Source organism: Paenibacillus sp. FSL R10-2796, from assembly GCF_037965315.1.
GTDB lineage: Bacteria > Bacillota > Bacilli > Paenibacillales > Paenibacillaceae > Paenibacillus_AQ > Paenibacillus_AQ odorifer.
Genome location: NZ_CP150178.1, coordinates 3,245,377 through 3,257,022 on the forward strand (window position 1 = coordinate 3,245,377; position 11,646 = coordinate 3,257,022).

12 protein-coding genes are annotated in these 11,646 nt (G+C 41.7%); 9 read left to right on the forward strand and 3 right to left on the reverse strand.

Features of this window, described 5'->3' with window-relative positions:
* Positions 1–61 precede the first annotated feature (61 nt).
* The gene (locus tag NST58_RS14790; protein WP_036686688.1) at positions 62–388 is read right to left on the reverse strand and encodes a winged helix-turn-helix transcriptional regulator; all 327 of its coding nucleotides are present in this window, start codon (positions 386–388) and stop codon (positions 62–64) included.
* A gap of 194 nt (positions 389–582) precedes the next feature.
* Here NST58_RS14790 and NST58_RS14795 point away from each other — a divergent pair, with 194 nt between their 5' ends.
* The 6 genes from NST58_RS14795 (at position 583) to NST58_RS14820 (ending at position 6,082) form a co-directional block, all read left to right on the forward strand.
* On the forward strand, positions 583–1,365 hold the full coding sequence (locus NST58_RS14795) for a GTP cyclohydrolase II (protein WP_076183786.1): 783 nt from the start codon (positions 583–585) through the stop codon (positions 1,363–1,365).
* Between the two features lie 78 nt (positions 1,366–1,443).
* On the forward strand, positions 1,444–2,499 hold the full coding sequence (locus tag NST58_RS14800) for an ABC transporter ATP-binding protein (RefSeq protein WP_076126169.1): 1,056 nt from the start codon (positions 1,444–1,446) through the stop codon (positions 2,497–2,499).
* Between the two features lie 127 nt (positions 2,500–2,626).
* Positions 2,627–3,376 carry an ABC-2 family transporter protein gene (locus tag NST58_RS14805; RefSeq protein ID WP_339248770.1) on the forward strand — a complete coding sequence of 250 codons (750 nt, stop codon included), beginning with the start codon at positions 2,627–2,629 and terminating at the stop codon, positions 3,374–3,376.
* A 6-nt stretch (positions 3,377–3,382) separates the two neighbouring features.
* Positions 3,383–4,168 carry an ABC-2 family transporter protein gene (locus NST58_RS14810; RefSeq protein ID WP_036686696.1) on the forward strand — a complete coding sequence of 262 codons (786 nt, stop codon included), beginning with the start codon at positions 3,383–3,385 and terminating at the stop codon, positions 4,166–4,168.
* Between the two features lie 113 nt (positions 4,169–4,281).
* The gene (locus NST58_RS14815) at positions 4,282–4,911 is read left to right on the forward strand and encodes a hypothetical protein (protein ID WP_339248548.1); all 630 of its coding nucleotides are present in this window, start codon (positions 4,282–4,284) and stop codon (positions 4,909–4,911) included.
* A gap of 37 nt (positions 4,912–4,948) precedes the next feature.
* Complete coding sequence (locus NST58_RS14820) at positions 4,949–6,082, forward strand: GNAT family N-acetyltransferase (RefSeq protein ID WP_339248551.1); 1,134 nt, start codon at positions 4,949–4,951, stop codon at positions 6,080–6,082.
* Positions 6,083–6,194: 112 nt separating this feature from the next.
* On the opposite strand, the gene NST58_RS14825 is transcribed toward NST58_RS14820, so the two are convergent.
* Together NST58_RS14825 and NST58_RS14830 are read right to left on the reverse strand one after the other, a co-directional pair.
* On the reverse strand, positions 6,195–8,498 hold the full coding sequence (locus NST58_RS14825; RefSeq protein ID WP_076305485.1) for an MMPL family transporter: 2,304 nt from the start codon (positions 8,496–8,498) through the stop codon (positions 6,195–6,197).
* A gap of 47 nt (positions 8,499–8,545) precedes the next feature.
* The gene (locus tag NST58_RS14830) at positions 8,546–9,166 is read right to left on the reverse strand and encodes a TetR family transcriptional regulator (RefSeq protein WP_076218025.1); all 621 of its coding nucleotides are present in this window, start codon (positions 9,164–9,166) and stop codon (positions 8,546–8,548) included.
* A 254-nt stretch (positions 9,167–9,420) separates the two neighbouring features.
* Between NST58_RS14830 and NST58_RS14835 the strand changes: the two genes are divergently transcribed.
* From NST58_RS14835 to NST58_RS14845, 3 genes are all read left to right on the forward strand, one after another.
* Positions 9,421–10,041, forward strand: coding sequence for a DUF3885 domain-containing protein (locus NST58_RS14835; protein WP_076305484.1), 621 nt, complete (start codon positions 9,421–9,423; stop codon positions 10,039–10,041).
* Positions 10,042–10,219: 178 nt separating this feature from the next.
* Positions 10,220–11,173 (forward strand): phospho-N-acetylmuramoyl-pentapeptide-transferase, encoded by a 954-nt coding sequence (gene mraY / locus NST58_RS14840; protein ID WP_339248556.1) that lies wholly within the window; start codon positions 10,220–10,222, stop codon positions 11,171–11,173.
* Between the two features lie 106 nt (positions 11,174–11,279).
* On the forward strand, positions 11,280–11,591 hold the full coding sequence (locus tag NST58_RS14845; RefSeq protein WP_076190171.1) for a helix-turn-helix transcriptional regulator: 312 nt from the start codon (positions 11,280–11,282) through the stop codon (positions 11,589–11,591).
* Positions 11,592–11,646: the final 55 nt, after the last annotated feature.

Genomic DNA, 11,646 nt, shown 5'->3' on the forward strand with positions numbered 1-11,646 from the left:
AAAAGAGCCCTCTTGTCTCATGATCGGGACAATTAGGGCTCTTTGTGTTGTGTAGCGGGAATCATTTCTTAATACCAAGCTCAATCCATTCGGTAGACCAGTTTCCAATTTCACCAAGTATAGGAGCAAGCGCTGTGCCTTTTGGAGTCAGAGAGTACTCAATACGTACTGGCATTTCAGGATATACAGTTCGCTCTATAATGCCTTCGGTTTCCATTTCCTTCAATCGGTCAGATAACACCTTGCCACTGAGATTGGACAGACAGCTCTCAATTTCACCAAAACGGCGTGGCCCTGGCATAAGCACGAAAACAATAAGCGCGACCCAACGTTTACTTAGCAAGTCTACCGCTTTTTCAAAGCGAGGACACATGTTGAAATCATTCATAATATCACCTCGACATTCATTATATCATAAACTTACATAAAGTAATTATAAATATTTAAAGATATATTATAACTTGACGAAGTTATATTACAATGATAAACTTACTTACAAATAGTTACTTATAATTTAACTAATATTTTATCCTTATGCTTAGCTCTATCTAAGCATTGATGAACAATGAGGAAGGTGTAATTATGATTAAACCAGAAATCACTTCTATTTTACAGAATAAAATCACGCGAATTCCTTTAGCAAATTCCACAAATATATTGGTTGGACCCATTACATTACCGGTGAATTTAGACGGCGAGACCGTTGTTTTTAAATGGTACAACTGGCTGAATACAACGGATGCAGAGCTTCTTCAAGAGGATAGCAGTAAAGCAACGGCAGCTTTAATTTCACGTTTGCCATCCATGAACTTAGCAGAAGGACAACAATCCAGTGTGTTGGTATATGGCGATTTCGAAGAATCTGAGGATGCATTGATCCGGATGCATAGCATCTGCCATACTGGCGATATTTTTGGCAGTAAACGTTGCGATTGCGGCTTCCAGCTGCATCAATCCATGAAAATGATTGTTGAGCATGGCTCTGGGGCATTATTTTATCTCGCGAATCATGAAGGAAGAGGCATTGGCCTGTTCAGCAAATCTTTAGCGTATCTTTTACAGGAAGAAGGATACGATACAGTTGAGGCTAATTTAGAGTTGGGATTTGCTGATGATTCAAGAAACTACGAAGAGGCAATCAGTGTTCTGCAAACTTTACGTCACAAACCAGTGACGCTGATTACGAATAATCCGAAGAAATTGGATGCGCTCAAGGCTGCAGGGATGAATGCCGTGAAAAGAGTAGCGTTATGGGGAGATGTATCTTCTTTTAACGAGAAATATTTGCGGACTAAAGTCGCTCGCTCAGGGCATTTAGAAGCTGTGAAGGACACCCATTCGCTAAATGAAAGACTGGCTAAGTAAAGATTGAAGTAGTGCTTTTGCGCTTCTTCTATTATAATGGGGTACTGGGAACCAACTCTAAGCTTAGTGAGGTACAATATGACTGCTATTCAAGTACAAGACTTACGCAAAACATTCAAAGTACAAAAAAACCGCGAGGGTCTCAAAGGGGCCTTCGCTGATTTGTTTAAAAGGGAATATACGGAAGTGACTGCGGTGAAGGACATTTCCTTTTCCATTCCTGAAGGTGAGATCTGTGGATATATCGGCGAGAACGGTGCTGGGAAATCGACCACGATCAAAATGCTCACAGGTATTCTCGTGCCGACTTCCGGAAACCTGACAGTAGGTGGGTATGTTCCGTATTTGGAGCGCGAGAAATTCGTGAAAAATATCGGTGTGGTATTCGGGCAACGCAGTCAGCTATGGTGGGACATTGGCGTGATTGAGTCGTTCCAGCTCCTGCGCAAGGTTTACCGGGTATCTGAACAAGATTTCAAGAAACGGCTGGATGAATTGGTCGAACGACTGCAACTGCAAGAACTGCTGAATCGTCCGGTTCGTAAGCTTAGTCTAGGTCAGCGGATGCGTTGTGAATTAGTGGCAGCATTGCTTCATAATCCATCGATTGTATTTCTGGATGAACCAACCATTGGCTTAGATATTGTGGTGAAGTCAGAGATCCGTGAATTCCTAAAAGATATGAACCGCGAGCATGGGACAACCATACTGCTGACTACACATGACCTGCAAGATATTGAGGCGCTTTGCTCCCGAGTGATAATGCTTGATGATGGCCGTATCATTTATGACGGAGGACTGGAAGACCTGAAGCAGCGTTGGGGAACCGGACGTGAGGTTCAATTTCAATTTGGAAATGCTACGAAACGTCAGCAACTTGAGTTATGGACTGAGGGATTGCCTGTTACTTGGTCTGCGGAGAACGATTTAGGGGCGTCTGTCTGGATACCGCTAGAGCTAAATGTATCGGATGTATTAGGCAGAGTAGTGGGAAAAGCAGATATTACTGATATCAAAATCATAGAGACCAATACGGACGATATTGTTCGCAGTATTTATCAATCCGGGTCTGCAGACAAGCCTGATGAAATGGCTGCCGCTCTGAAGGATGAAAGAGAGGCTTTACATGTCTGATAAGCTTAATCCTGCAACGGCTATGTCTTCCTCCTCAGGAGGCGCATCTTCTGGTGGTCCTCAGGAGAATAGCCGTAAATTACTATTCGGGGCTTACTTAGATTTTATACGCATCCGTTTTCTTACCATGCTTGCTTATCGGATTAACTACTACTCAGGTATTCTTATCTATTCACTGAATATTGGGGTTAACTATTTCACTTGGATGGCCATCTATGGCAATGGGGATTCATTGGGTGGCTTTACTGCAACGCAAATGACGTCATATGTAGCTGTATCGTGGATGGCTAGAGCCTTTTATTTTAATAACCTAGACCGCGAAATCTCTACGGATATCCGTGATGGAAGTATCGCTATCCAGTTTATAAGGCCCTATAACTATGTCTTAGTCAAAATGATGCAAGGTCTTGGAGAGGGAATGTTCCGCTTCCTCTTATTTATGATTCCCGGCATGGCCATAGCGATGTTGCTGTTCCCGGTTCAATTGCCAACAGCGCCATCTGCTTGGGCAGGGTTCCTGGTGATGCTCTTTTTCAGCTTTTTAATTAATTCACAGATCAATATCATTACAGGGCTCTCGGCATTTTTTGTAGAAAATAATGAAGGCATGATGCGAATGAAGCGGGTGATTGTAGACTTATTCTCCGGCTTAATCGTACCGATCAGTCTGTTTCCTAACTGGTTATCTTTCGTACTTGAGGTGCTGCCGTTTCAGGCGATTACCTACTTGCCAGGTTCAGTGTTTACGGGACGGGTGCAAGGGGTTGGAATATGGAATGTATTAGGGATACAAATTATTTGGTTCCTGGTATTGCTGATTCCAATTGTCTGGTTATATCATGCGGCGCGGCAGCGTCTCTTCGTGCAGGGAGGTTGAGGAAACATGTATTACCTGGGATTATTAATTGAATATATCAAAAACTATATGAAGAGCCGGCTCACCTATCGCGCTGACTTTTGGGTAGAGGTCATTTCAGACTTACTTTTTCAAGCTACCAACTTTATCTTTATTCTCGTAATTTTTATGCACACAGATAGCCTGGGCGGCTGGAATCAGAATGAAGTAGTGTTCGTTTATGGATTCTTTATGGTGCCTTTTGGGGTGTTTAGTTGTTTTGTGAATCTATGGGGATTTAGTGAACGTTACATCGTTAAAGGTGAGATGGACCGTATTTTGACACGCCCAGCTCATAATTTGTTCCAGATCTTTTTGGAAAATGTTGATCCACCAGCACTTATGGGCTCATTCATAGGTATTATTATTATGGCCATCAGTGGCAGCAATTTGGGTCTTCCCTTTGAATGGTGGACGATACCGGCTCTGATCATTCTAACGTTAAGTGCGGTCGCCATCTATACGGGGATTTACACAACGTTGACTTCATTGTCTTTCTATTCGGATGCTCCTACTGGCATTCTTCCGTTAATGTACAACATTCAGACTTATGGCCGTTACCCGGTAACGATTTACAATCGTGCTATACAGGTATTGCTTACTTGGATCATTCCATTTGCATTCGTCGGAGTGTATCCAGCCGCGCTTTTTCTACAGCGGGAGGAGATGACCAGCCTTGCTCTGATGACACCTGTAGTAGGCGCTATATTCCTGGGGATTGGTTTGTTAGCCTGGAGTTATGGCGTACGAAGATATAAAGGTGCGGGGTCTTAAGTTAAGCTAGTGTTTTGTTAAGTTGGAAAGGCTACCTTCGGGTAGTCTTTTTTTTCACTCGGAATCATGAATATGCTAAAATCATTTATATCTACAATGGGGAGGAATCATAGATGAATGTGTTAGATATTTTACCAGCACCCGAAAACTTAAAAAAACTTATGAAAATACTTGCTTCTCTAAATATTGTCCTATGTCCAGAGGACTGGCTTCGCTATCATAGTTTTGATTCTAAATTTGATAAGAATGTTTCTCTAGCATCGATCGATAATGGCTCAGGCGATAATTTGTTTATTATTTTTACACCTCAAGGAACGGTAATTAAAGGTTTTGATCATGAGTCCGAAGTAAGTCCATATGCGCGTGACGAACATGAAGTTTGGCCAGGAATCTATGAAGAGGTCCCAACCTCGCTATTGTCTTTACTGGAAGATGAGGCGATAGCTAAGGATGATGTTACTTTTTGTTTTTGGCGTGAAAATAATGATTTGACGTGGCAGAAGGGGAAGGTAGAGATTCCAGCGGAGGTAGAAGATGGTTCGGACTTTTTGCTAGGGACTATTTTCCGCACAGCTGAGGATTTTGTGGAATTTGCCGAAGGTTATTTTGAACTCACACTCCCTTTAGAGGTTGTTGCACAAGTTTATGAGGGGGCAGCCATTACAAAAGAGATGATCAAAGCGTTAAATCCTGATGGTGATGTAGAGACAATCCTTCAGGAGTTAGCAGAGCTAGACTCTTAGGGACTTATCGATTTTGAAAACAAAGGGGGATGCGAAATTGGAACTTTACGTGGAAAAGCTGAATGCTGATGCTGCTAGGGATATTTTAAGCTGGCAATATGATCCACCCTATGATTTTTACAATAATGAACTAACTCCTGAAGCTATAAGTGAAATGCTAGAGGAAGCATTTTTTTCTGTACTTGATGCAGATAAACAATTGATCGGATTCTTCTGTGTAGGAAGTCCGGCACAGGTTCCAAATGATAAATATACATATTCTCAGGATTTTATAGATGTGGGTTTAGGAATGAAGCCTGAGTTAACCGGACAGGGGAATGGGACACTATTTTTCACAACAGTCCTTAACTATATTAATGAGAGATGCGAGGAAAAACCAAAGCGGCTGACAGTGGCGAAGTTCAACGATAGAGCGATACGCTTGTATGAAAAACTAGGATTTAGCAGGGAAGCTGAAATCGTTAAAGGAACTACAGAATTTATAATTATGATTTGTAATGAAAATGATAATCTTGCTTCCATGTATGAGCGGGCGAAACCCGGCGAACTAATTACTTTTGGTTCTTATCCGCAAATGGCGGACGGAGCAGACCAAATGCCGATAAAGTGGCGGGTGCTGCAAAATTCAGGTAGAGAACTGTTCATTTTGAGCGAGTATATTTTGGACTGCAGGCGGTATCACAGTGAATATGTTGATGTTACATGGCATGACTCCGATTTGCGAAAGTGGTTGAACGATGAGTTTTATAATGCCGCTTTTAATGACTCCGAGCACAGGCTCATCAAGACTACACAATGCACAGATAACGGAGAGGGAAGTATAAACACGGAAGATAAGATTTTTCTGCTTAGTGTTTCGGAGGCGAATGAATTCACCTTTAAACTTGGAGAAGATACTTTACGTGCGAAGCGTAGGGCGATAGGAACGGGATTCTCCAAAGTGAAAAAGAACGATGGATGTAAATTGTATGTGTATGATAAAAAAGTCAAAGCTGATTATATCCTTGAGAAGGATGAAGAGTTTGGCTGCTCATGGTGGTGGCTGAGAACTCAACCTGCGATTTCTTCACGTGCGTATTTTGTAGGTACTCGTAGCAGTATTCGCAGTTACGGACATGTCAACTTAGCTTGTTACGGTGTGCGCCCCGCTTTAATCCTTAATCTTCAATGAGATAATTTCCAGAGCCTTGCCCATCTGCTCTTCGCGGGAAGTGAACCCTACCACAGAAACAAAACAGCCTGAACCCCTAGGAATACAGGTCTCAGGCTGTTTATTATTGTATCTATTTCATGGAATTAGATTTGTCTTTAGCATTGAGTGTAGCAATCAGTTTCTCGCCTTCGACATCCAGGTTTGGCAGAATACGGTCGAGCCATTTTGGAAGTGCCCAAGCTTTGTTGCCGAAAATAGACATTACAGCAGGAACTAATCCCATTCGAATAATGAAAGCATCGATTAAGATCCCTACGGCCAGTGTAAAGCCGATTTGTTTAATCATGACATCATCCGTAAAAATAAACCCTGCAAAAACGGAGATCATAATTATAGCAGCGCCTACTACGACACGACTCACCTGGTTGTATCCATGGACAACGGACTCTGATCCCTCATGACCATGAACGTACGATTCACGCATGGAACTGACAAGGAAAACCTGATAGTCCATCGCAAGCCCATATAGGATACCCGTAACGATGATTGGCATAAAGCTTAGCAATGGGCCACCGGTGTCGAAACCAAAGAGAGAATGGAGCCAGCCCCATTGGAACACGGCTGTGGTGATCCCGAAGGTAGCGAGTATGCTAAGCAGAAAGCCGATCGTAGCTTTGATAGGAACGATAATCGAACGAAATACCAACAGGAGAATAATGAGCGATAGGAGAATGATGATTCCTACATAAATGGGAAATACATCTGCCAGTTTGGCCGACATATCGATGTTAACAGCGGTAAAGCCGGTAACCCCGAGTTTAACATCATTACTTTGAGCGATACTAGATTCCGTAGCCCGTAAATCATTCACCAGATTTTTGGTTGTTATATCGCTAGGACCCGTTTCTGGAATCAGACTGAAGATAGCCAAATCCTTAGTCATGCCCAGAGGAGTGACCAACGCGACATTCTTTTGAGCTTGGAGCTCTTTTACAAGATTTCCTAGGAGCTCCGGAGTGACTGGATTGGAAGAATTCTTTGGTTCTGCAACCAAAATAAGCGGTCCGTTAAAGCCCTCTCCAAAACCCTCGGATATAGCATCATAACTTTGTCTTGCTACCGTATCCAAATTCGCTGAGGCAGCTCCGGGAATGCCCATTTCCATTTTGGCTATAGGGGTTGCTGCTACGCCAAGTACCACGACGATGGCAACAATAGTGACCCAACGATACTTGATGACGAATTTAACCCATCTATCAGCTATACCGCGGTTACCCGTTGTATGATGATCCTTGTTTTTCTTGCGAGCTTTAGGCGAACAGATGCGTTCACCCACCAATCCGAGCAATGCCGGCAATAGGGTTAAGGCAACAAATACGTTGATAAGGACGGTAGCAGCTGCTACTAACGCCATCGTAGATAAGAAAGTAAGCCCGATTACAAGCATACCGCAGAGAGCAATAATAACCGTCAAACCGGCGAAAAATACGGCGCTGCCGGATGTGCCAATTGCTCTAGCCGCAGCTTCTTGTGCGCTTAATCCTTGATCAATAATCATCCGGCGTTGGCGATTTACAATGAAAAGAGCATAATCGATTCCGACGGCTAATCCAATCATAAGCGCCAAGACGGAAGTGACACTAGGCATTTCAATGAATTTGGAAATAGAAAATGCTCCACCTACACCGATGCCGACTCCAAGCAGTGCAGTTATAAGGGGCAGACCTGCTGCAACGACAGAGCCAAGCGTCACCAGCAAAACAATTGCAGCAATGACAAGTCCGACAATCTCAGCTGATCCTACACCGATAGATACTGATTTGAGTGTCTCGCCCGGCAGTACAGTGATGTTGGTATCTTTCTCGACATTCATGACGGTATCAATTACAGAATCAAAAATATCTTGAGAGATAGCAGATTGCTCAATAGTAAACTGGAATTGGAACAATGCAATGCTACCGTCTGAGGAAAGAATAACTCCAGGTACTGGAACGCCATCTGCCATCAGAGGACCATAGGAAAGGGGTGCTGTGGCTGCTGCAGACTGATCCATACTGGCAGCCTGAGTTGCTTCAGTAGTTGAACTACTTGCTTCCGCTGCATAATCCGCAGGATTAATCACTTCGTTTATACCGTAAACCTCATTAACACCTTTAGTGATCGCTGCCAAACGTTCTGGCGTATCCAATCGCTCATTTTCAGGTGCTTTGAACACGACACTCCCTTGTCCACCAGATGCAGCCGGAAGTTCTGTTGCTAATTGATCCAAAATCTTTTGCGATTCTGTGCCTTCAATCTTCATTTCTGAACTGATATGAATACCATTCATGCTGATCATAGAGATGACAATTCCTAAAATTAAAATCCAACCTAAAATGAAGTACCCAGGTTTGCGATAAGCGGTTTTTCCCACTCTGTATAATAATGTTGACATGTATCTATTTTACACTCCCTCGATGATGAAAACTGATTGTTAGCCTATTAGAATCCGTTGCGTAAATATCCGTAAATAGTTTCCAAAAATTGATCGAACGTAAGCGTTTCAGGACTTGGATCGTCGCTCGTCGTTTGTCCCGGAAGCAGCACATTAAGTTTTCCGTCAATTAAGGGAAGTACAGTTCCGTAAACCGAATTTATAAGCAGATAAGTATAGACCTCGTCATACTTACCATTTGACAAGTGCAACAATGTTTTTTGTGCTCCAGTTTGCGTAAGATGTATTGCTCTTAGATAATGGGGCTCGAGAGCTGGGAATTTTCGGGAAAGTAAAGAAAGCTCACGCAACCTCCCTATAAGCTCAGATGTAAGTTGCATCTTAATTAGTTGATATAAGGTATCCAGCAGGGAGGCATTTTCAGGGATTTTGGTGAGCAATTCTTCATACTCATTTGTGTTCCGTACGGTAACTGCTCCCATCGCAACTGCCTCTTCCTTGCATGTGAAATAGTTTGCGAAAGTTCTTCTGGAGTAGCCGGCTTTTTGCACGATATCTTCAACAACAAAACCGTCCAACCCATGTTCAAGTGCAAGTTCGAATGCCGCTTCTGCTAGCGCTTTTTCAGTGGCTTCTTTTTTGAAATCTCTCAACGTTTGTTTAATCATAATTTATGTATACACCTCCCATATAGCTGTAATTGTGGTGAAGAACCTATGAAGTATTCAATTTTTCCAAGGTTACCTCAGTGAGGATTAGTATTGCAGATTATATTCTATCGCAAACTTGCCCAAAGTGCAAAGTTGCTCATTGTGCAAATTTAGCTTCGGGATCTGCTAGAAGAAAATTCCCAGTAGTTTCACAGCTATATGACTACGGCTGAAAATTGAATTGTGGTATAAATAAGAATGGAGGGGATCAAATGCTACAAGAAACATGTGATTATATAAATGACAATTTTCCTGAATATTGGAGCGATATCAACATCCGTTTTGAGTTAGGAAATCCTTATCGAAACGGATCAAAAAAGAGAATTGATCAAGTAAATAAAAGGGTAAATATAATATTCGAAGAATTGTTTAAACCGAATGATGTTATATATGTTTTAATCAAAGATTGGGGAGCAAATGCAGATCCCATGTTTGGAAATACAACCCCTGACTATCTATATGAAATACTTCAAGATAGAGCTATAGAAAGGGAGACCTTCTTTGAGATCGACGAAGAAAAAGATGACAACGGTAACAGCATTCAAGTTAAAAATGAGTATCAACTTATAGTTTTGTCGGGGATAGTTTCTTCGATTCCATATAAGAAAATTTTTGAAGGGATTTCTCATTATGAGCAGGGAAGAGAACCTTCCATTGGGCAAAAAGTTTACTTTCTAAGTCGAGAAAAGAACATTCTATTTCACATGTATGATGATAGAGGATGTATCGCTTACGCTCTTTCAGTACCAAATCTAAAGATACTATATACAAAATATAACGACTGGATTGTTGATTACTGGAGAGAGTATATGGATGGTATATTCAAGAACTAGTTCTTATTTAACATACATGCAGTATTGCTAGATGAGCATTGAAAACAGGAAATAAAAATAGAATAATTTCTCTTTATCAACAGATGAAAAGAGTACATAATTACAGACGACCTCATTAACTCTAGAAATATTTTGTGAGTATTATAAATGATCTTTTTCAAAGAGGGGAGTTCGTTATATGTATGGAATTCTGGCTGTTTCCGGCCTGTCTTTTCTTCTGGTGGCGGTGTTTACGCCTCTATTAATCTGGACGCTGCATAGACTGAGGTTAACGCAGCCAATTCGTGCCGAGCTTCCAGCAGAGCATCAGGCCAAACGGGGTACGCCACTAATGGCAGGGTTGATCCTGCTTATCGGGATAGCGATTTCGCTGCAGTTTCAACCCGGGCCTCTAATGTTACTCTTATGCGTTACGTTTTTGTTGTTTAGTTCAGTCGGATTTTTGGATGATTTCAAAAAGGCTTTTTGGCAAAATCCATCCGGCATCAGCGGCCGCTCAAAACTAGTGCTTCAATTTCTTTTTACTGGAATTATATTATATGTGTTGTTCCATTCGTTCGGCCTGACGAGTAATATCGAGTTATTTAAAGGCCAAAATCTGCAGTTGCCTTTATACCTTTATGTGACTATCATTTTGCTGTTTGTGGTCGGCTCCGCGAATGCCATCAATTTTACAGATGGTCTCGATGGGCTACTGATCAATGTTGCCATACCGTCGTATTTTTTCTTTTTTATGATCTCGGACAAACCTGAAGTGCAGACTTTTTCACTTGTTATGATCGGTTGTCTGCTAGGGCTTTTGCTTTACAATATTTATCCAGCAAGAGCGTTTATGGGCGATACTGGATCACTCGCGATCGGTGGCTCCCTTTCCGTTCTGGCTGTCATTGAAAAGGTTGAGCTTTTGATTCCGATTTTGTTTTTCGTTTATTTTGCGGAGCAGTTGTCGGTCATTTTACAAGTTTGGTACTACAAACGGACGAAGCTGCGGCTATTCCGGATGGCTCCGATCCATTACCACTTCAGCTTAAAATACGGATGGAGTGAAAACAAAATCGTGATGATTTTCGGTTTCATTTCTTGGGTATCCGTACTGCTGTGCTGGTTGATATGGAAATATTTAATTCACTAAACGAACAATTCGATACGAAACATGAATCTACATAATGTTATTGCAACAACGAGACATCGGCATCTTTTGTATTTACAAATCTATAAAAATAGATATAATGGAACACATGGAACCTTTATTGATATTCAAAGCGTTGTCTAACGAGACTCGTAGTCAAATTATGATGTGGCTAAAAACTCCCGAGGAATTTTTTGATGAAAAGCCTTATTTACAACAAGGCCTAAATTTTCAAATTGGGATTTGCGTGGGAGATATTCAAGCTAAAGCGGGGCTTGCACAGTCGGTTATTTCGAGCTATCTATTGACTATGCAAAAAGCTGGTTTGCTGGAATCTGAGCGAATTGGGAAGTGGACGTATTATCGTCGAAACGAAAAGACAATTCAAGAGTTTTCCGATTATATTAAAGAGAAACTATAGGAGAAAGGAGGAAGGGCTTTTTTTTTGGTAATACATATCTACAAATATAAATATG

Bases quoted from the DNA above. Each gene is read 5' to 3' on its own strand.
- NST58_RS14790 (WP_036686688.1), bottom strand. From the start codon at position 388: ATGAATGATTTCAACATGTGTCCTCGCTTTGAAAAAGCGGTAGACTTG.
- NST58_RS14795 (WP_076183786.1), top strand. From the start codon at position 583: ATGATTAAACCAGAAATCACTTCTATTTTACAGAATAAAATCACGCGA.
- NST58_RS14800 (WP_076126169.1), top strand. From the start codon at position 1,444: ATGACTGCTATTCAAGTACAAGACTTACGCAAAACATTCAAAGTACAA.
- NST58_RS14805 (WP_339248770.1), top strand. From the start codon at position 2,627: ATGCTTGCTTATCGGATTAACTACTACTCAGGTATTCTTATCTATTCA.
- NST58_RS14810 (WP_036686696.1), top strand. From the start codon at position 3,383: ATGTATTACCTGGGATTATTAATTGAATATATCAAAAACTATATGAAG.
- NST58_RS14815 (WP_339248548.1), top strand. From the start codon at position 4,282: ATGAATGTGTTAGATATTTTACCAGCACCCGAAAACTTAAAAAAACTT.
- NST58_RS14825 (WP_076305485.1), bottom strand. From the start codon at position 8,498: ATGTCAACATTATTATACAGAGTGGGAAAAACCGCTTATCGCAAACCT.
- NST58_RS14830 (WP_076218025.1), bottom strand. From the start codon at position 9,166: ATGATTAAACAAACGTTGAGAGATTTCAAAAAAGAAGCCACTGAAAAA.
- NST58_RS14835 (WP_076305484.1), top strand. From the start codon at position 9,421: ATGCTACAAGAAACATGTGATTATATAAATGACAATTTTCCTGAATAT.
- mraY (WP_339248556.1), top strand. From the start codon at position 10,220: ATGTATGGAATTCTGGCTGTTTCCGGCCTGTCTTTTCTTCTGGTGGCG.
- NST58_RS14845 (WP_076190171.1), top strand. From the start codon at position 11,280: ATGGAACCTTTATTGATATTCAAAGCGTTGTCTAACGAGACTCGTAGT.